The organism is Psychromonas hadalis ATCC BAA-638 (assembly GCF_000420245.1).
Lineage (GTDB): Bacteria > Pseudomonadota > Gammaproteobacteria > Enterobacterales > Psychromonadaceae > Psychromonas > Psychromonas hadalis.
Genome location: NZ_ATUO01000062.1, coordinates 1 through 21,208 on the forward strand (window position 1 = coordinate 1; position 21,208 = coordinate 21,208).

At 38.8% G+C, this 21,208-nt stretch carries 19 protein-coding genes and 1 pseudogene; 7 read left to right on the top strand and 13 right to left on the bottom strand.

Features of this window, described 5'->3' with window-relative positions; genetic code table 11:
• Positions 1–144: 144 nt before the first annotated feature.
• Positions 145–399, bottom strand: a complete 255-nt coding sequence (locus G322_RS20365; RefSeq protein WP_022941535.1) for a DUF3624 domain-containing protein — start codon at positions 397–399, stop codon at positions 145–147.
• Between the two features lie 121 nt (positions 400–520).
• Between G322_RS20365 and G322_RS0109360 the strand changes: the two genes are divergently transcribed.
• The 5 genes from G322_RS0109360 to G322_RS0109380 all read left to right on the top strand — a co-directional run bounded on the left by G322_RS0109360 (position 521) and on the right by G322_RS0109380 (position 5,817).
• Positions 521–1,078 carry a DUF4124 domain-containing protein gene (locus G322_RS0109360; RefSeq protein ID WP_022941536.1) on the top strand — a complete coding sequence of 186 codons (558 nt, stop codon included), beginning with the start codon at positions 521–523 and terminating at the stop codon, positions 1,076–1,078.
• Between the two features lie 71 nt (positions 1,079–1,149).
• A complete protein-coding gene (gene hutG / locus G322_RS0109365; RefSeq protein ID WP_022941537.1) occupies positions 1,150–2,079 on the top strand; it encodes a formimidoylglutamase in 930 nt (309 codons plus the stop codon).
• A gap of 241 nt (positions 2,080–2,320) precedes the next feature.
• Positions 2,321–3,163 (top strand): deoxyribonuclease IV, encoded by an 843-nt coding sequence (gene nfo / locus G322_RS0109370; RefSeq protein ID WP_022941538.1) that lies wholly within the window; start codon positions 2,321–2,323, stop codon positions 3,161–3,163.
• 71 nt (positions 3,164–3,234) lie between these two features.
• A complete protein-coding gene (locus tag G322_RS0109375) occupies positions 3,235–5,394 on the top strand; it encodes a RelA/SpoT family protein (RefSeq protein WP_022941539.1) in 2,160 nt (719 codons plus the stop codon).
• Positions 5,395–5,817, top strand: a complete 423-nt coding sequence (locus G322_RS0109380; RefSeq protein WP_022941540.1) for an META domain-containing protein — start codon at positions 5,395–5,397, stop codon at positions 5,815–5,817. It begins immediately after the preceding gene.
• Positions 5,818–6,006: 189 nt separating this feature from the next.
• On the opposite strand, the gene G322_RS0109385 is transcribed toward G322_RS0109380, so the two are convergent.
• Positions 6,007–7,677, bottom strand: coding sequence for a DUF2813 domain-containing protein (locus G322_RS0109385; RefSeq protein ID WP_022941541.1), 1,671 nt, complete (start codon positions 7,675–7,677; stop codon positions 6,007–6,009).
• A 311-nt stretch (positions 7,678–7,988) separates the two neighbouring features.
• Between G322_RS0109385 and G322_RS0109390 the strand changes: the two genes are divergently transcribed.
• A complete protein-coding gene (locus tag G322_RS0109390) occupies positions 7,989–8,342 on the top strand; it encodes a hypothetical protein (protein ID WP_022941542.1) in 354 nt (117 codons plus the stop codon).
• Between the two features lie 103 nt (positions 8,343–8,445).
• On the opposite strand, the gene recQ is transcribed toward G322_RS0109390, so the two are convergent.
• Genes recQ through plsB form a run of 7 tightly spaced genes read right to left on the bottom strand, consistent with a single transcriptional unit; the run spans position 8,446 to position 16,958 of the window.
• On the bottom strand, positions 8,446–10,263 hold the full coding sequence (recQ, locus tag G322_RS0109395; protein ID WP_022941543.1) for a DNA helicase RecQ: 1,818 nt from the start codon (positions 10,261–10,263) through the stop codon (positions 8,446–8,448).
• Positions 10,264–10,322: 59 nt separating this feature from the next.
• Positions 10,323–11,738, bottom strand: coding sequence for a sensor domain-containing diguanylate cyclase (locus G322_RS0109400; RefSeq protein WP_022941544.1), 1,416 nt, complete (start codon positions 11,736–11,738; stop codon positions 10,323–10,325).
• A 36-nt stretch (positions 11,739–11,774) separates the two neighbouring features.
• Positions 11,775–12,296: a menaquinone-dependent protoporphyrinogen IX dehydrogenase gene (hemG, locus tag G322_RS0109405; protein ID WP_022941545.1), complete on the bottom strand. Its 522-nt coding sequence runs from the start codon at positions 12,294–12,296 to the stop codon at positions 11,775–11,777.
• Positions 12,297–13,754, bottom strand: a complete 1,458-nt coding sequence (locus tag G322_RS0109410; RefSeq protein ID WP_022941546.1) for a TrkH family potassium uptake protein — start codon at positions 13,752–13,754, stop codon at positions 12,297–12,299. It lies immediately after the preceding gene.
• A 20-nt stretch (positions 13,755–13,774) separates the two neighbouring features.
• Complete coding sequence (locus tag G322_RS0109415) at positions 13,775–14,392, bottom strand: YigZ family protein (protein WP_022941547.1); 618 nt, start codon at positions 14,390–14,392, stop codon at positions 13,775–13,777.
• Positions 14,385–14,777, bottom strand: coding sequence for a rhodanese-like domain-containing protein (locus G322_RS0109420; RefSeq protein ID WP_022941548.1), 393 nt, complete (start codon positions 14,775–14,777; stop codon positions 14,385–14,387). Before G322_RS0109420 ends, G322_RS0109415 begins: the two co-directional genes overlap by 8 nt.
• Before the next feature lie 51 nt (positions 14,778–14,828).
• Entirely contained in the window at positions 14,829–16,958 is a 2,130-nt protein-coding gene (gene plsB / locus G322_RS20370) for a glycerol-3-phosphate 1-O-acyltransferase PlsB (protein ID WP_022941549.1), read from the bottom strand.
• A gap of 193 nt (positions 16,959–17,151) precedes the next feature.
• Between plsB and G322_RS24170 the strand changes: the two are divergent.
• A pseudogene (locus G322_RS24170) lies at positions 17,152–17,328 on the top strand (IS982 family transposase); the annotation flags it as partial.
• A 339-nt stretch (positions 17,329–17,667) separates the two neighbouring features.
• On the opposite strand, the gene G322_RS0109430 reads toward G322_RS24170, so the two are convergent.
• The 4 genes from G322_RS0109430 to G322_RS0109445 all read right to left on the bottom strand — a co-directional run bounded on the left by G322_RS0109430 (position 17,668) and on the right by G322_RS0109445 (position 20,790).
• Entirely contained in the window at positions 17,668–18,162 is a 495-nt protein-coding gene (locus G322_RS0109430) for a hypothetical protein (RefSeq protein WP_022941550.1), read from the bottom strand.
• A gap of 125 nt (positions 18,163–18,287) precedes the next feature.
• Positions 18,288–18,911, bottom strand: coding sequence for a bifunctional 4-hydroxy-2-oxoglutarate aldolase/2-dehydro-3-deoxy-phosphogluconate aldolase (locus G322_RS0109435; protein ID WP_022941551.1), 624 nt, complete (start codon positions 18,909–18,911; stop codon positions 18,288–18,290).
• Positions 18,912–18,933: 22 nt separating this feature from the next.
• Positions 18,934–19,863: a 2-dehydro-3-deoxygluconokinase gene (gene kdgK / locus G322_RS0109440; protein ID WP_022941552.1), complete on the bottom strand. Its 930-nt coding sequence runs from the start codon at positions 19,861–19,863 to the stop codon at positions 18,934–18,936.
• 279 nt (positions 19,864–20,142) lie between these two features.
• Positions 20,143–20,790, bottom strand: coding sequence for an RpiB/LacA/LacB family sugar-phosphate isomerase (locus tag G322_RS0109445; protein WP_022941553.1), 648 nt, complete (start codon positions 20,788–20,790; stop codon positions 20,143–20,145).
• Positions 20,791–21,208: the final 418 nt, after the last annotated feature.

Sequence of the window (21,208 nt, forward strand, 5' to 3'; positions counted from 1 at the left end):
ATCTATCTTGTTGGTTAAAATAATAAATAGCGACGTTGCATTCAATCGCAATAGCTAGCTATTACTCAATCATGCGCCTTGCTCTTCATCATTTTCCCTCAACAAGCCCTGATCACAATATTATGCAGAATGGTATAACTTGTATTATTTAAACCCGTTTGCCCTGGCCTTAGTAAAGCGATAATAGATAAAAGCAACCGTGTGCGATAACATTAACAATGCACTAAAAAATAGCGCAAATAACGCAGCAATCGTCTGCACCGATTTAGGCTGACTTTGCACCATAAAGTATGAAAGCACAGCACTTGCCAGTAACAGAAAAAAATTAAGCCACATACAACGCTTACAGCGCCCGAGTTTCTGCTTCCAAATGTTTTTATCACAATTTGTACATGCCATGCTCTCCCCTCTCATTTTTTATAGGCGATTGCCCCCATTAAAGTAATTATCTTGCCATTAAAAAAAATAATTACTATCCTATGGACAACTTTTTTATCATTTATTGAGATGAGCAGTAGATATGCGCCTTTTTATACTTATTTTAACCACCTTATTGACCACTCAACTCTCTGCGACTATCTACACATGGAAAGATGAAAAGGGTGTTACCCATTTTTCAGAAACAAAACCCAGCAAATCGGTCAATGAAATAAAAACAATCAGTGTAAAAAAAGATCCTGAATCTGAAATTGTTGCAGAAAAAGTGGCTGAAAAACAAGCAACAAAAACAGCAAAAAAAACAGTAGCAGACGATAAGCTATCGGAAGCCTTTTTAGTTGATCGCTGGGTAGGTTACAGTAAAAGTACCCAGAAACAGCAAGAATGGATCTTTAAAGATGATGGTTTTTTCTCTATCAAACAAACCTTAAACACAAAAACACAGATAATGTACACAGGCCAATGGAAGCTTGATTACGAAAATATTATGCTCTCAATTGCGTTTAAAGCAGAAACCAATAATGGCGAAAAAAACTCAGGCTTTATCTCTATCCAAAATAGCGCAGAAATATACGAGTATAAAAGAAATAGTATTTTAGTTAACTTTAACGAAGAAGAATTTTGGTTAGAACGTAATTAGCTCACATCCTGATAACCTCACCCCTTTATTCTTAACTACACTCTTTGATAAAACGTAATTGAGGAATTAATATGGCAAAAAAAATTTGGATGGGATTAACTGAACAAGGCAATGATCCACTTGATATCCGCTGGCACCATAAAGTGCAAAAATATAAGGAGACAAGTCCTGCTGGTATCTGCCTATTTGGTTTTCCAAGCGACCTTGGTATACGTAATGCGAAAGGGCGTAGTGGTGCAACCAAAGGCCCCGAATTTATCCGCAAAAGTTTAGCAAATGTAGCTTGGCATCTTGATGATAACCAACATGTTTATGATGCAGGCAACCTCAATTGTGAATGGTTTGATCTACAAAAAGCACAAAATGATCTAAGTAATGCCCTCGCTCATTTTATGCGCAAAAAACATACGTTGATGGTACTTGGAGGCGGTCATGAGATGGCTTATAGCAACTTTAAAGCACTCCATGAAACTCAGCCTAAAGAGAATCGCATCGGCATCATCAATTTCTCCTCTTTTCTCGGTATGAATCAGCTTGATAAAATCACCTCTTTAAACTCTTTTTCACAAATCGCACATTATTGTAAAGAAGAAAAACGTGACTTTAATTACCTCTGTTTAGGGGTTAATAAGCAATACAATACCCAATCTGTTTTTAGCCACGCACAACAACATCAAACTCAATATATCTTTGACACAAAAATGAGCTGGCTCCACATTGAACAACTTGAAGCCACCATTAAAAGTTTTATGCATGGTTTAGATGCTCTGTATCTCAGCTTTGATCTCAGTGTATTACCCGCTCATGTGGCCCCCGGTGTCAGCTTTCCAAATGCGTATGGTGTACAACTCGATATCATTGAGCACCTTATCTATATCATCAAAAAGAACATTGGAACTCGGCTAAAAATTTCATGTGTTGCAGAGTACAGCCCAACCTATGATCAAGATAACCACACTGCTCGTATTGCTAGTCGTTTGATTAATTTAATTATTCAATGATACACAGTCATTACTCCGCCCCTATATAGTTGAGTTTTTATACAAAATAGACAGTAAATGCTCAGGGCTAAGCCATTTACGTCTAGTTGAAGGCGAAAAAGTGCAGTTTAGTCGTTTAAATGAGCATTTTTTTACACGGTTATCATAGATAATTGCAGTTTAACCACGAACAAATCTAAATGGCAACGACCTGAGTAGATACGATATACTGAGTTAAAAATAAAATGACTAAGGAACTCCCATGAAATATATCGGCGCACACGTAAGTGCTTCAGGCGGGGTATTTAATGCCCCTAAAAATGCCCACGCACTCGGTGCAACTGCATTTGCATTTTTTACTAAGAATCAGCGCCGTTGGGAAGCAAAACCACTTGATGCTGACACGATTCGACAATTTAAAGCTGCTTGTTTACTTTATAACTTCAAACCTGAGCAGATACTGCCTCACGACTCCTACCTGATTAATTTGGGTCACCCAGAAAGTGAACCATTACAAAAATCACGCAATGCCTTTTTAGATGAACTATTCCGTTGCCAGCAACTGGGTTTAACACTATTAAACTTTCATCCTGGTAGCCACCTTAAAAAAAGTTCTGAACACGACTGTTTACTGCGCGTTGCAGAATCCATTAACTGGGCACTCGATAATAGCGAAAACGTAAAAGCGGTGATCGAAAATACCGCAGGACAAGGCACAAACTTAGGTTATCGCTTTGAGCATCTTGCCACTATCATTGAGCATATTGAAGATAAAAGTCGTGTTGGTATCTGCCTCGATACCTGTCATACCTTTGTTGCAGGTTATGATTTACGCTCTGTTGAAGCATGTGAAGAGACCTTCCAAGCCTTTGCAGATATTGTTGGTTTTGAGTATTTAAGTGCGATGCATATTAATGACAGTAAAGTCCCCCTTGCCAGTCGAGTTGATCGCCATGCACCACTTGGCGCAGGTGAAATTGGCTGGGATTGTTTCCAATATATCATGCAGGATACACGGTTTGATAATATCCCAATGGTACTTGAAACCACAAATTCAGATATTTGGATTGACGAAATCAAACAATTAAAAAAATGGGTAAAATAAAATCAGTTTCTACTTTGCAAGCATCGCAAGGCGTTTTATTATAATTAAAAGTAATTTACACAGGGTAACCAATGTTAATTTTCCAAGCGCTTAATGATTCTATTCAATCCTACCTAAGCCCACAACAGTGTGAGTTTATTGAACGCGCTTATAAGTACGCTTATGTGGCACACGATGGGGTTAAACGCGCCAGTGGCGAGCCCTATATTACTCACCCCGTTGCAGTGGCAGAAATTTTAGCATTAATGAAATTAGACCACGAAGCACTGGCGGCTGCATTATTACACGATGTGCTTGAAGATACTGAAACGACTCACCAGCAACTTGCTGATACGTTTAATAGTACCGTTGCAGATCTCGTTGAAGGTGTGACCAAACTCGATAAAATAAATTTTGAGAACCGCGAGCAAGCACAAGCACAAAATATCCGTAAAATGCTGATAGCCATGTCCAAAGATTTTCGGGTGATGCTCATAAAATTGGCCGATCGCGTGCATAATATGCGTACCTTAGACTCATTACGCCCCGATAAACGTCGACGTATCGCTCAAGAAACCTTTGAAATTTTCACCCCGATTGCCGACAGACTGGGTTTACACCATCTTAAAAATGAACTTGAACAGCTGGCCTTTAAAGCACAAAACTCTGCACGTTATTACGTTTTAAAAGAAGCCATCCGTAAAGCACGTGGTAATCGAAAAAACTTTATTATGGGGATTTGTGATGAGATATCTACAAAATTAGACGCGATAGAGATTAAAGCCACTGTATTAGGCCGAGAGAAACACCTTTATAGCTTATATCGAAAAATGCGTAAAAAAGGCTGTCAATTTCATGATGTCATGGATGTTTACGCATTTCGCATTATCGTGCAAGATCTCGATACCTGTTACCGTGTTTTAGGGCAGATGCATCACTTGTATCAACCTAAACTAGAATACTTTAAAGACTATATCGCCATTCCTAAATCCAATAGCTATCAGTCACTACATACCACCTTGATCACCCATCATGGCGTGAATATTGAGATACAGATCCGCACCGAAGACATGGATGCGGTTGCCAAACAAGGTATTGCAGCCCATTGGAGCTATAAAGAGGGAAGAGGCAACTCAAACCTCACCGCACAACTGCAAACACGTAACTGGTTCCAAGGATTAACCGAGCAAGAAGATAACACCACTAATCCTTTAGTGATGCTTGAAAACATCAAACAAGAGTTAGGCAATAACGAAATTCACGTATTAACCCCGCAAGGTAAAATCATTGTATTACCCGCGCACGCAACTTCTGTTGATTTTGCTTATGCACTACACACCAACATTGGTCATCGTTGTACAGGTGTAAAAATAGATAAAGAGTTTGCCCTACTTAGTGAAAAATTAGAGAGTGGTCAAACCATTGAGATTATTACCGGTAATGCTGAAAAGCCCTGTGCTGATTGGCTCAATTTTGTTGCCACCCACAAAGCACGCCAAAGTATTCGCCAATACCTCAAACAGCTCCCTAAAGAGCAAGCCATTCCAGAGGGACGACGTTTATTAAAAATGGCGCTTAACCAAACCAATTTAACCGATATTTCGCAACAAAATATCGACAAAGTGATCGAAGATTATCATCTTGATGACTTTAATGGCCTATTACATGAAATTGGTACCGGTAAACTATTAAGTATCATTATCGCCCGCCGTTTACGTGGTAATTCAAATGAACTAACAGAATCCAAGCTGAAACAACAAAACCGTCAAAGTGCCATTAAAGGTGCTGAAGACATGATGCTCTCTTATGCCAACTGTTGTAAGCCTCTACCGGGCGACCAAATTGTGGCACATACCAGTTCAGGTAAAGGGTTAGTGGTACATACCACTGCTTGTCATAATGTCACCGGTTTTGAAAATGAACTGGATAAATATATTCCAGTTGAGTGGGATATGGACTTTATGAATCAATATGAGTATTCGACAGATCTCAACATCATGATGATCAACCATAAAGCGGGTCTCGCTGAACTGTTTAATATCATCGCCAAGGGTAATGCTAATGTAGAAGATCTACAAACAACGGAATTACCCGATCATATTTACTCAATCAGCTTAACCCTTAGCGTGATCAATCGTATTCATTTATCACGGGTGATGCGCAAAATTAAAAAATTAAAAAGTGTTTTGAGTGTCAAACGCAGTAGTAAGAAACGCCTTGTCGAACGTCGAGCTAATAATGAGGAGCATTAAATGAAACTAGCACCACTGGTTATATTATCGCTGAGCACACTGCTATTTGCTTGTAGTAACGAATCAAATACAAATACTGAGAGCGTTATGCAAACAATTGAACTGCAAGACCTACAAAAAGAGTGGCAACTCGTCAGTATTGACAATAACAATATCGATACAAAAAGTAGCCTAACAGTAGACGCACAAGCCAAAGCAACGGGTAATCTTGCTTGTAATCACTTCTTTGGCACACTTGCGCTACAAGAAAATAAATTACGCATTGAGAAGATGGGCAGTACACGAAAAATGTGTGCGCCTGAGGTCAATAACGTTGAAATGAGCGTAAGTAGCACGCTTTCTAACTGGTCAGAGATACACATCAGCGATCAGAAACTTACCTTAACGGGTGAGGAACATACGCTTGTTTATCGTATAAAATAACGCTTCATATTAATTTTTTGCGGATGTGTTTTAGCAAAAGATAATTTTTAAAAAATCTTAAAGGCACCACCACAGAGACACGAAGAAAAGAAGAGAGCAGTTTTTATGTTTTTTTTTCTTCGTGTCTCTGTGGTTCATTATTTTTGTCTGAGTTAAATACATAGACATGTAAGAGTAATAACCTAATCATCATCCCGACTGGGTTCTTGCAAGTCCTACTAGCCTTGCAAACAGGCGTTTTAACAGTGGAGGAATAGAATCTACACCACGCTCTTCAACTGCGCTTGCGATAGCTAAACCTAAGCCGGGTTTTGAATGTTTATGTACCGCTTTATCTATCACTTTTTTGACTGACAAACGTGCCAGATCTTGCTCTGTATAATTGGCGGCTTTAAGGTAAACATCCGCAAAGCCATTATCAAAAAAGAGATGCTCTATATCCAATGCAGGTAGTATTGTTAAACGATTTGCCAGCGGATCGCCTTCTAACAACATATTTTCAACTCGCCCTGCATATTTTTGTCCCGCTGTATCACCATCGGTCAAGACATGCCATTCAATATTTAAATCTTGCGCAAGCTTAATCAGTGGCGCTAAACCACACTGCGCAAATTCAATAATTTGTACCCCTTCGATCACTAAATGGTAACCACAAAAGCGGGCAAGCTCTGTTAATAACCACGTCTCTGTTTCTCCCTCGACCAATAACCATGAGCGTGCAAAGAGACTTTGCGGGCGATTCATGCGCACATGGAACGTGATACGACGGAGATCATTTGCAGAGAAATGATCTACGTTTAAGCTGTAACTTTTTATGATATCTTGATGGCGAACAAGACGCTGGATACGACTTAATGGAAAAAATGAGAGCAACTGGCTTGAGTTAGTGCTAACCAACTTTTGCATGGGTAACAACGAAAAAAATCGCCAAGTGATCGCTAAGTTAACGGGGTGGAGATTATTCTCTGGTTCTTCAAGCAATAATATTGGCGTTGCACCACGGCGTAAGAGGTGCTCACCACGCACCATTAAAAACTCACCTAAAATCAGTAGCAACATTGCCCGATCACTTTTATTTCCTGGTTTTAACAGATCATGAAAATGACTCAATGCTTTGAATGAGAAAGGTTTTTGAGTGTGAATGTCATGTTCAAAATCAATACGATGGTAATCAAATCCAGAATAACGTTTAAACAGGTAGTGATCAAAAAGGTAGGCTAATGCTTCATATCCCCGTTTCATCTGATACTCAGAAAGTTGCTGTGATGAACCACTTAAACGTCTAAAAATACGTTTAATACGCGCTTCAAACTTCTCTCTTTTACTGTGTACTTCATTATCATTACTATTATCAATAATAAGTGGAATTTCACTGCCCATACGTAAAACAGGCACAAAAGAGATGAATTCACTGACCAAATTTGCAAGCTCATCTTTAGCAATATCTTTTTCTATTCCCTGCTTATCTAAAAAATAACGGCGTGTTTTAATATTGTACGAGTCAGTATATTCACCATCAATTTGATAATAGATATAACCGAGTTCATCATGATGACTTGCCCATACTTTTTGAATCGTTTTATATTGGCGTAAATAGGCTTGCCCTTGCCACTGCTCCTTGAAAGTAAAAACAAGTTGAATAACTTTATTGTTACTTATTTCTGGATTGGGGGGTTGATGGAAGTCCTCTTTGCAAAATTTATAATTTTTACGCGTACCCGATAAAAAAAGGGACAAGGCATCAAACAGGCTCGATTTTCCCCAGCTGTTCTCCCCTAAAAAGGCACTTAATTCTCCCACATTAAGTGATAAACGATTTATTCCTCGGAAACCAACAATTTCAATATGATCTAGTAGCATCGCTTCTCCTTGTTACTTCTCCTTAATAAGCCCTACTATTAAAACTATCAGAAGATCCACAGAAGACAAGCCAGCGAAACAATGATCTATCTCAAAAATAAAATATTTTTATATGAATATCAATATATCATTGTCAATAAATTGTAATTTAACACTATAATAACATATAAAATAAACCACAATAAAAACAAGGCTTAATTTAAAAAGCTAACCAATAATAAAAAGAAAAACTTTACATAAAAAATGGGCTGAAACCGATGTACTTTAATAACAAATCGCATCTCATTACAAACTAATAAGGAACTTTATGTATGTGTAATATTCATGCAATCGAGATCATTCCAAGTCAAGCAGCCATTGATTCAATTGCCATCTACCGTGCTGAATTTGATAACGAGTCTTTTGACTACCAAGAACTACTAGGTAAACTTAAAAATGTGATTCATGAACTGGGCTTTATGAAAAAACACGATAATGCACAATGGATGCAGCAACGTGGCGGTGATTATTTAACCAACCCCAAACTTTTTTGCAATGCACCACTCACGCATCTTTGTGCTTTTTTAGGTGAACTATTTAATAAATATGAATTAGATGAACTACAAGAAAAACTCGCACCACACATTTTAAAATGTGCATTAACTCGCCTTGAACAGTTCCACTAGTCAAACTCGCTCTCTCTCTTTCCATCATTGATAATGGATATTCAATCATAGTAGAGAGAGAAATGAACCGTTGGTTAGAAAATCTTAATGATGGCCAATGAGCTTATAGCGAATCCACATACTCACTAATAATTTCCATAAACTCAGCGCCATATTTTTCTAATTTAATATGACCAACACCATTTATATTTAAAAATTCACGCTCATTAACGGGCATTAACTCACTCATCTCCGCAAGAGAAACATCACTGAAAATAATGTAGGGAGGCATATCTTCACGATCGGCAATCTGTTTTCGCAGTTGGCGTAAGCGTGCAAACAGTTTGTTATCGGCAACACTGGCACGTAATGCCTTTTTGTTTTTAGCCTTACTGACCATCTTCAGCCGTGGGACAGCAAGAAATAGGGGCTCTTGCCCTTTTAATATAGGTCGTGCAGCTTCGGTTAATTGTAATGCAGAGCCACGTGTTAAATTCTGCATCAATAATCCACAGTGAATAAGTTGTCTAAGGAGACTTAACCAATACTCATTAGATTGATCTTTGCCAATCCCATAGGTGGAAAGTTTATCGTGCCCCAGACTTTTAATACGTATCGTTTGCGCACCACGTAAGACTTCAACAATATGATGCATACCAAAATGTTGCCCAGTACGGTAAACACAAGAGAGGATCTTCTGCGCATCGGTGCTGGCATCGTAACTTTTAGGCGGATCTAAACAGACATCACAGTTACCACACGCTTTTTGGCTGTATTCACCAAAATAGTTAAGCAACACCTGACGACGACACGTTTGTGCCTCGGCAAATGCCACCATCGTATTTAGCTTGTGTAACTCAATGCGCAGTTGTTCTGGATTATTATTGTTTTTTTCTAATAAACCACGTATACGCGCAGGATCGGCAGGATCATAAAACAGCATCGCTTGCGCAGGTAAACCATCTCGACCAGCGCGCCCTGTCTCTTGATAATAGGATTCAATATTTTTAGGGATCTCATAATGCACCACAAAACGCACATTAGGTTTATCAATGCCCATCCCAAACGCAACCGTTGCGATAACAATATCCAGTTCATCTTTGATAAACTTATCTTGCACCGATTGACGCTCATCAAGCGGCAAACCAGCATGATAGCAACGTGCGTTTAACCCTTGCGCTTGTAGCTTTTGCGTTAACTCTTCCGTGCGACGACGACTAGTACAATAGATAATACCGCTTTCATCTTTATGCTCGTCTAAATAGTTAAATAACTGGCTTAACGGACGATATTTTTCTATCAGCAGATATTCAATATTAGGTCGGTCAAAACTATGAATGGCCACCAGCGGATCGTTAAATTGCAAACGCGCTAAAATATCTTCTTGAGTAGCATGATCAGCGGTTGCTGTTAATGCCACTAAAGGCACACTAGGAAAACGTTGTTTAAGTTGCCCTAATAGCGCATATTCAGGACGGAAATCATGCCCCCACTGTGAGATACAGTGCGCTTCATCAATGGCAAATAGGTTAATGGGTAGGTGTGCTAAACGTTCAACAAAATCGGGCCGTAATAAACGCTCTGGTGCGATATATAAGAGCTTTAACTGCCCGGTATGCATATCACTGATAATTTTATTTTGCTGTTGATAAGAGAGTGTTGAGTTTAGGTAAGCGGCTGCCACACCACAGCCACGTAACGTATCAACTTGATCTTTCATTAGAGAGATAAGTGGAGAGATAACAATACAGATGCCCGCTCGCGCCAGTGCAGGAATTTGAAAACAGAGGCTTTTACCGCCCCCTGTTGGCATCACCACTAACGCATCTTTACCTGCACAAAGGTGATCAATCACCTCTTGTTGCCCCTCTCTAAAGGTTTTATAACCAAACACATCTAATAAGATTTGCTGGGTATTAAAGGCGGGCTGTTGATCAGGCATTGCTCAGTTACTCATAGTCTAAAATAGGAATTATACGGCATTGTAATGCAAGCAGTGAATTAATGCACAATACAATTTCTGCCCTGCTTTTTGGCGCGATAAAGGTGTCTATCTGCAATACCAATATTCCCATCCATATTTTGTGTTGCACAGAACATGGAAATACCAATACTAATGGTGATCCCTTTTAAATCTTGGTGTGCTTCAATCAGTTTTCGCATACGCTCTGCACTTAATAATGCTTGGTCTAGCGCGGTATCAGGCAATAAAACAATAAACTCCTCCCCTCCCCAACGGGCAATCACATCACTTGGGCGTAACACTTTTTTTAAACTCATTGCACTGTATTTTAAAACTTGATCGCCTATTAAATGACCAAATTTATCATTAATCTCTTTAAACAGGTCAATATCGATCATTAAAATAGCCATCTCATGATTATTTCGTTGATGACGATTGTGCTCTATTTGATAGCTATCTACAAAAGAGTGTCTGTTAAGTAAACCTGTTAATGCATCTTTCCATGCGATAGATTCTAATTTTTCTTGATAGCGATTAATGGTTTTTAAAATGAGCCATAAAATAAGGGAAAGCAGTAAAAAACTAACAAAAAGCTTGATGACAAGCTCACGAATTAAGGGGGTATTTATTTCATCTAATTGCACTTCGACACATAAGATAAGATCCAACTCTTCAATATAGCGTGTTTGCAGTAAGTAATGATCATCATCAAGTTGGTAAGAAAATTGCCCCTCTTTTTCCTGCCTCATCTCAGTAATAAATGCTTTTAAGGCATTTTTAGTTAATTTTTTATGTGCGTCATTACGGTGATAACTTGAGAGGATCACCTCACCATTATTATCTAAAAAGTAAACCTGCTTACCATATTTAAAATAGTATTCTTGTAATTTTGCAGTGACATTATTAATGTTAAGCGCAACGCCTGTTATTCCCATCAACTGCTGTGCTTGATCAAGCACTTTTACATTAATGAAAATAGCCAACTGATTTTGATTGCCCATGTCAGGGTCAATATTTATCTCTGAGCTTGCCTGTTTGTCTTTAAAACGATAATACCAACTATCTGCCTCAGTATTCGCAGAGATAACCTTTAATACACCTTCAGAATAAAAATACCGTTGGCTATTTTCTGATACGAAAAAGGCACTAAAAAGATCATATTCCTGCTTAATCTTCTGTAAGTAACGGCTCATACTTTGTATATCAAGTTCACCATTTTCAGCCCATTCATGCACAAAAGTATCATTAGCCATCATTGATGACACCAGTTGTGGTTTTAACAAGTCGCGCTGAATGTCAGAATAAACATTATTGAGCACCAGCGGTAGCTCTTGTTCCGTTAATGACTTAAGGGCACGTTGCTGTGAAATGGTAAAACTTGATATCGCACTGACCAGAAAACCTAAAATAATCAAACTAGAAATAATTAATAACATCCGTGTTTTAAATTTCATCAATGACTCACCCTACTTAATTTTAAATTTAGGAAATTATAACGCAGAAAATTCTTTACTAAATGCGCTGACTTTATCCCAATCGGTGAGTTCAATGTCTTGACTGGTATCGGTACTGCCACCCGTCATTTTCATAATGAACTGGATAAGCAATGTTTGCCACCAGTTGTAACGAGAGTAGAGTAAAGCACCTGCAAATACGCCTTTTAAACGCGGTTGCCATTGTGATAGTTGCTCAAATTTAGCCATATAAGCATTGCTATTAGGGTTTGATTTTTCTGCTTTACGGGCGGTTAAACAAACTAAAAAAAATGCACTCGGTAACAAGTCTAGCTGCGCTTTGTGTTGATTAACATAATCGAGTAAGTTTTTACGAAAGTTACCATAACGAATAGAAGCCCCCACCAGCACTTTATCATACTGACTAAAATCGATATCAGGATTGTTATCAATATCAAACATCGTAAGTTCACCGACTACTGATTCATTAATGTGGTTAAGTATTTTTAATGTTTGTCCATCAACAGATGAGTACAAAACAAGGGTTTTTACAGTCATTTAATTTTTCCAAAAAACAGGGGTAAATAATACCAATAGGGTAAATATCTCTAAACGGCCGAACAACATCGCCACAATCATCACCCATTTAGACGCGCTACTCACTTCATTAAAATGCACAGCAACATCACCCAAACCGGGACCTAAATTGTTTAACATGGCAATAGTAGCGGAAAAGGAGCTAATCTCATCCATGCCCGTCATCAATAGCGCAAGCATACAAACAATAAATACTAGCGCATAAGTGGAAAAGAACCCCCAAACTGCTTCAATAACACGATCGGGTAATGCTTTATTACCCAGTTTAATTTTATAAACCGCTTTAGGGTGCACTAAACGTTTCAGTTCGCGCATCCCTTGTAGGTTAAGTAGCAATACGCGAATCACTTTCAAGCCACCACCCGTTGACCCCGCACAGCCACCAATAAAACTGGAGAGCATCAATAAAACGGGTAAAAATAGTGGCCAAGTTGCAAAGGAGGTCGTCGTAAAACCTGCGGTGGTTGAGATAGAAACAGATTGAAACAGTGCTTGTGAAAAAGTGCGCTCAATCGACTCGTAAACATCATGATTGATTAACATGGTGAAACAGATAGTGGTTACCACAAGTTGAATAAACAGGAACGCACGTACTTCAGGATCTTGCTTATAGATGTTAAAAGAGAATTTCTTTGCCGAGAAGGCACTGAAATGCAGTGCGTAGTTAACCCCAGAGATAAGCAGGAAAACCACCGTGATCATATTAATAATATCACTATCAAAATGGCCCATACTGTCATTATAGGTTGAGAAACCACCAATCGAAACCGTTGAAAAGCTGTGCCCTAACGCATCAAATAAACTCATTCCCGCCAGCCAAAAAGCCATCATACAAGCAACCGTCAAACACAGGTAGACATACCACAGTGCTTTGGCCGTTTCTGCAATCCGTGGGGTCATTTTAGAATCTTTAACCGGCCCGGGTGTTTCAGCGCGATATAACTGCATGCCACCGATACCTAACATTGGTAGCACCGCGACCGCTAAGACGATGATCCCCATGCCACCAAACCATTGCAGCATTTGACGGTAAAAAAGAATCGCTTTGGGTAGGCTCTCAAGGTTTTGAATCACCGTCGCACCCGTGGTGGTTAACCCTGAAAATGATTCAAAAAAGGCAGAAGCAACATTCATTTCAATACTAGAGCTGACTAAAAATGGAATTGCCCCAACGCTCCCTAGCGTCGCCCAAAATAGTACTACAATTAAAAATCCCTCACGCACTCGAAGTTCTGCTTTAGAGTGACGATTAGGCATCCAGAGAACAAAACCAATAAACAGGGTAACCACAAAGGCAACTAAAAAGTCTCCCCCGCCACCATCATCATAAAAAGAAGCAACCGCGACAGGTGGCAACATGGTTAAGCTAAATAAGCCGATGAGCAGGCCCACGATACGAATTATGGAACGAAAAGCCACGTTAGCTCACTTTAACTTTTTTAATGGGTAATTTTGTTAACATGCACTTTTCCTTGTGTAACTGATTCAAGCTGTTTTAAAAAAGTGACTCGCTGCTGCAGGTCAACCTCAATCAACGCATCTACCGATTGTAGATAATTAACCTGCACAATACGTCCAACGCTGGCAACTAACAAGCTTTCTAACTGCGCCATTTGAGCATAATCACAACTCACCTGATATTGTTGATAAAACCGTTTTTGCTCGATTTCAATTTGTGGTAAAAGTTGCCGAATACCCTTGCTATAAGCACGCACTAATCCGCCAGTGCCTAATTTAATACCGCCAGAATAACGCACCACAACCACCATTATTTCACCAATATTACAGCCTTGTAATAGCGCCATCATCGGTTTACCCGCAGTGCCTTTTGGCTCACCATCATCACTACAGCCCATTAACACACTATTTTTAGGGCTATCTGCCACATATGCCCAACAGTGATGACGCGCGTCTTTATGCAGGTTTTTAATCTGTTGCAAATAAGCCAGTGTGGCCTGTTTACCCTTTACAGGGGCAAGGTAGGTAATGAAACGGCTCTTTTTTATCTGCTCAGTAAAGGTAATCTCTTTTTTTATAACAAAATAAGGTTCATTCACTTACATCATAGCCTGCAGCTTGCCATGCTAAAAATCCACCTTCAATAGAGTAGACCTCTTTAAAACCCATCAACTGCAATGATAATGCAGAAAAAATACTACGCGCTCCTGAACGACATAGTAGGTAGACAGGTTGTTCTGCTAATTCATCAAGCGTAGAAAAACGTTGTTTGATACTGTCATTGCTATCTATTTGCATCTCTAACACACCACGCGGAATTAAAACGGCATTAGGAATAGAGCCTTGTGCGGTTTCGGCAACTTCACGAATATCAATCACAATTGCTTGCGGATTTTGTTGTCGTTTTTCCTGTAGTTGCAAAACAGTTAGTTCCGCCACTCCACTGCGTAATTTTTCGACCAAAGCCCGACCATTAATCGCCATTTAATCTTCCTTAATAAGAGAAAAAGAGGGTATTTTACAGGTATACCTATGTTATCTCAAGACTGCGAGGGTTAGCTCCCGATACTTTTCAGGCAGGTGACCTTTCATTAGCACAAAAATAGGCTGATCAATAACAGTATACAATCCCTCTTTTTCAGCGAATAGGTTGAGCTGTATAAGTTTATCAACTGTGCCTGAAATAACAGCACTTAAATCTAAACGTTCACTTAAAAAATATTTTTCTTGTAGTTGCAGGTAAGGTTGCTGACTGTGGCTGATAATATGAGCCAGATCAACAGGCCGATCTTCTTTTATCAACAGAGTGATACTATGACAAACCAAACTAGGTAACACAAAAAGATGGATGATATTATTGGCGTAATAGTTAAGCACTAACGCCTGCTCCTCTGAACAACTCACAACATCATCACTTAATTGGAATTTTTTCTGTTCAAATGCTTGTTGCAATAGCTCGTTACCTGTTTTCTTTTCATAGGTCAGCAAACTCTCTTTTCCATGTAATGATAACCACTGCTGATGCCAACTTAATTGCTGTATAAAACGTTTTTTAGTGAGCGTTCTCTCACTGTTTGCCAGTAATACCAAGGCACACAGAGGCAGTGCATTCACCGCCGTTGCTTCATTAATATTAACCATCACCTGCCTTGCAATCGTGCTAACCTGCGTTTTAAACTGCTCATTTGAAATTGGGCGAGTGCGCCAATTCGGCAACGCTTGGTCAAAATGTTGTTTCACATTAATCGGCTCACCAAAGTTCACAAAAGCACGGCCAAAATTACCCAACTTTTTAACAATACCAAGTACCTGCCAGACACTTTCAGACTCTTTTTTCTGGCCAGCTTGCTCTTTAATGTAAGTGTTTACTTCCATTATATGATCATAACCAATATAGATAGGTACAATGATCACATTACGCTCAGGCTGTTTTAAATAGGTTTTCAGTGACGTGGCTAATAACCCTGTTTTTGGTGATAACAATAAACCTGAACGACTTCTTCCCCCTTCAGTGAAAAACTCAATCGGGTAACCCTGCTTAAATAACATGGCAAAATAGGCGTTAAAGACCTCAGCATACAGAGGGCAGTCTTTAAAGCTACGACGTAAAAAGAATGCACCAGAGCGTCTGAAAATAGCACCGGCAGGAAAGAAGTTAAGGTTCACTCCCGCTGCAACATGGGGAGGAACAAGTCCCTGTTCAAAAAGAAGGTAAGAAAGTAACAGATAATCCATGTGACTACGGTGGCAAGGCATATAGATAATTTCAGCACCACTTTGGCATGCTTGGCGTACCGCTTGTGCATTATGTACCTCAATACCTCGATAGATAATGTTCCAGATGCCTTTGAGAATAAAGCGAAAAACACGTAAAAAAGAGTAAGAGAAATCTGCACTTATCTCATTAAGATAATCTCGACACTGCGCCTCTACTTCCAACTCACTAAGCTGCGCTGTTTTAGCGCTATCAATAATCACTTTACGCAGAGCGGGTTGTGCTAATACCGCTTCAATCATCTCTTTACGATTAGGTAATTTCGGACCAATACTACTGCGTTTTTGAAAATCAAAATAACGCATCGCCACTTTAGCGAGTTTGTGTGCCAAATGTTGTTTATCTTCGCGTAAGCTTAGTGTTTTAATGGAGATCGGCTGATTAAAACGCACCAGATGGTCTTTGCCATTTTTAAGTACAATCAACGATTTATGAAATATTCCCACTCGGCCTTGGTCACGCAGATCAAACCACGAGGTTTTTCCTTCTCGCCCAGGATCTCTTCCCCAATAAAAAGTCACGGGAATAAGCTGGATATCTAAATTTGCATCAGCTTGATGCAAATCTAAAAGTTGTTGGTATTGAGTAAGGTAGGGTGCATCTTGTAACTGTGGTGATTTTGATGAAAATAAAGACCAGTTATGAATAAAGATAAGCGCGCTAATCTGTTTACCATTGAGTGTAATAGGCAGATAAGGATCAGGCAATCCTGCTTTTTTACAACTTACCTGTAACCCCAAAAGATCACTGGCATTATTTTGTTCAACCACATAGATAATCGGTCGTTCTCTCTTTATATCTAACTCTTTAAGTACTTCGATCGGCACATGGCGACTGGTCACCCAAGTGCGATTAATAAAACGAGAAAAAAGAGTGCCTTTTGCTAACACGAAACAACCTTAAAAACCAAAAAGAGGAACGAATATAATAACACAAAAGTAATAACCGAATATCAATAGCAATACAAAGCCACGCAAAACAACATTTTTTTGGATCCTGTTCTGAAATCGGTGTAATGACCTATCATTAACTTAATTAACCTGAATTTTGGATAAAAATGAAACTCGTAAACACCGATGAGTCTCTGAAATGTCTACCCGTGAGCGCATAACTATTGTAATTACATTTCGTCAATCAAATCATAGATGATTTTAAGAACGTCTATCTCGGTTTAGTCCAGCGATATTGGACTGAATATTTTCTTGAACTACTCAGTTATACTGTTTCATCAATACAATGTATTATCTGAATATACCGATATGAGTTAATGCCGATCAGTTAATAAAAATCTATTGATTTTTAGCTGAATGAAATTAAAATCCGAGGTTCACAAAACATCGGATTTTTACGCAACTTTGTTCAACCTTATTTCAATTATCACTGAGGTGGGGCTTCATGATTTCGCCCTTAATGAAATTATTTACACCCTCCGAAGCAATTATTAACTGATGTTACGCAGTAAACAAATAGAATGGGGCTCATAGTAACGCCCAAAAACACTAAGCTATTGATATATAAATAAGTGGTGCGTAACGTCAGTTATTAAGCTAGCTCCCCCTCATCAAAGACAGAACTACTTTTAGGAATCTCACTTCACAATTAAACTAAAAAATACCAATACAGCATAAAAGAGATAGAAATCACTAAAAGAGGTGACATTTTAAGTGCCAAAAGCAACTTTCCTATAAACTTTTTAACTGCTGGCTCATTACGAAATTCTTCTTGTTTCTGCCTTGTTCTTTTGGGGGTTACGTTATCAAAATCAGAGAAATCATTGCCATCTGCCATGATTGCAACCTCATGACATGAAAGTAACCAATGCACTTTATCAGCACTTTTACTGTCCTGTCCCGTTACCATATAATCTATATTACCTTGACCTTCTGGCTTTAATTTAAAGTCAGCTTGCACATCCCATTTTTCTTTTCGTTTACCAATAACGATTCTTTTAAGCTGCTTTTTTGCCTGATTATAGGAATCGTATCGTTCGACATATTTAAACTGATTATTATCCCCTTCACCGTGATAAACAATTGCAGTTAAATAATACTCTTGAGGCCTTTTCTGACTATTTTCAGTTAATTTTATTTTCATATTTAATACCACTTATCGAGATCTTTAGTCATGAATACAGTAGGGAAAATAAGCGATGATGAAAACTACTCATCTTACCAAACCCGTTATCAATCAAGATACTTGATAACGGGTATATATTGCTATTAATTTAGGATAGCAGCAACTTTCTTAATTAATACGGCTAACTCATCCCATTGCTCATTATCAATCAAGTCATTTGGAATCATCCATGTTCCACCACATGCAAAAACACTGGGTATTGCTAAGTAATCATTAACATTGCTCGGATTAATTCCGCCTGTCGGCATAAATTTAACCGGATAAACAGCACTTAATGATTTCAACATACTGATGCCACCAGATGCTTCTGCAGGGAAAAATTTAAGTGTATCTAGCCCCATTTCCATCGCTTGCTCTACATGACTAGGATTATTAACACCAGGAATGATTACAATGTTACGTTGTTGACAGTATTTAATCGTTGTAGGATTAAAGCCAGGACTTACAATAAAATCGACCCCCGCTTCAATCGCTTCGTTTACTTGCCCTGCGTTAAGCACAGTACCTGCACCAATCAACATTTCAGGATATGCATCACGCATTAATTTCATTGCAAGTGCAGCTTGCTCTGTACGAAATGTAATTTCAGCACAAGGTAATCCATTTTCAATGAGTACCTGCGCAAGTTTTACTGCTTTTTTTGCATCTGTGATAGCAATGACGGGTATTACTTTAATATCTGCTAAACGTTGATTAATTGAACTCATTTTTTTCTCCGATAATTTTTATTTAAATAGTTGGCATTAGTTCATTGCTGATAATTGCACCGTGATGCTGAATCACTTGCCCAGCAAGGTTATGTCCCGCAATGGCAGACTCCTGCAGACTCCCTCCCAGCAAGCGCTTGGCTAAATAACCCGCGCTAAATGAGTCACCTGCGGCAGTGGTATCTACAATGTTATCTATTGGCTTGGGCTCAATTGCATTGACCTCATTATTCTCAACAACAAGGCAGGCGTCTCCACCACGCTTAATAACAATCTCTTTAACACCAAGTTGCTGGGTTCTTTCGATGGTTTGTTGCTCAGTTTGATCACCATAAAGCATTTGTTCATCATCAAAGGTCAAAAATGCCATATCTGTAATGGCTAATATTTGCTGATAATAAAACTGAGCTTGCTCTGCACTTTTCCATAATGCAGGTCGATAGTTATTATCAAATGCTATTTTTACACCTGCTTTATGGCATTCCGTTAGCACTGTAATTAAACACTCTCGACAATCATCCGCTAGAATCGCTAGGCTAATACCACTTAAATAAATAACCTGATGTGCTGAAAGTTTTTTTATTAAAGATTGCTGTGAATGTTCTCTAATCCAGTACTTTGCGGCAGAGTCATTACGCCAATAAAAAAAACGTCGTTCACCATCATCTTCTGTTTCTATCGCGTACATTCCAGGTAGCTTATTGGTTGATTGATAAACCATCTCAGTGTTAATGCCCTCTTTTTGCCAAGCATCAATCATCTCTTTACTAAAGGGGTCTTTCCCTAGCCCTGTCACATAACTGGTAGTAATACCTTGTTGACGTGTAAGGCGAGATAAATAAACAGCTGTATTTAAAGTATCACCACCAAAGCTCTGATCGACTGATCCAGCAACTTTTTTAAGTTCAACCATGCATTCACCTATAATGGCGACACTCGTTATTGGAATCATCAAAATTTTTCCTTATTACTCAACTCATTGCTTATACCAATGGGATTAAGTATGAGATCTTATATTGCGCAGGAAAAATAGATTAGTTCAAGACGCAAGTTGATACCTTTCGAGAGATTAACTTCGTTAATCTTCTTTCGGTAGAATTAAAATAAAGACTTTAATTCTTTTATGGTTGTTCCCTTTACGAAACTTGCAACGATGAAATAATTTATTTTAACTAGCAAGATTAATCAGCCACTGATTCTAATTGGTATTACATGGCTTTAAAGGTAGCCTTCACTTCTCGACTAGTAAGGACTTAACGTAAGCGTTTATTTCATCATTTTGACTGTTATCAAATAGACACTCTTGAAAACGTTTACCAGAAACAGCTGTTTTAACTAACGTTTGATCCATTGACTTAAGTGTTTCTAAATAATCACTTTTAAGTACTGCGGCTTTAACATCATTTAAAATCACTGCGTTACGTTGCTGTGGCTCAGCGCGCTCTAGCGGATAGCCATTGCCTCGCTCTCCGGTTAAAAATGCTTTTTCAAAGATATAACGTACGTTTAATTCTGCCCCCCAACCAAAACCTTTAGCAAAAGCAAGTGCTAGTGCATTACCATTGTTGATTTGATTAAATAAGAAAGCGTCAGAAGGGTCTAAACAATAACCACATACGATACCAGGATGAAGATTTAATGACATCATTGCACCTTGGCCAGTACCACAACCTGCAACAATAAAATCAACGGCCTTAGAGTTAATTAGAATACTTGCCATAATACCTAAGTGGATATATGTCAGGTGGTGATCATTTTCATCACTCATACCAACATTAAAGACTGAATCACCTTGTGGTAATACCACGTTGTTTAATTCATTAAGTACCGTTGCGTTTTTACCTGCTTGGCTGTTTTCCATCATTAGTGCAATTTTCATCTGTTTCTCCTGCAGTTTTACTGCAATAAATTATTCAATGTTTAACACGATTTCAATCGCACTTACCGTGCTTATACCCGTTACCAATCAAAGTGCTTTATTCAGTCGTCAGCTCGGACACTAAGACAAGGCGCAGTATGATGACAATGGCTAGCCCTTATCGAATACTGCAACGCCGAATTAGTTTTCGAGCTGACGACCCGAAGGGCAAGCTTTGAGGCAAACACCTTCGTTGTTAAAAAGTATCGATTGAACCCGTTAGACCTTCAACTTTCTGCCTAGAACCTACTCACCTCACAGCGTACTGAATTTTGCACCTTGAATGATAACGGGTATATACCAAAGGAACTAAAAAGGTGAGCAGTCTTACTTGTTAAAATCATCCCTACCAGCGTTGTGAGTTTTATTACGAACGTCC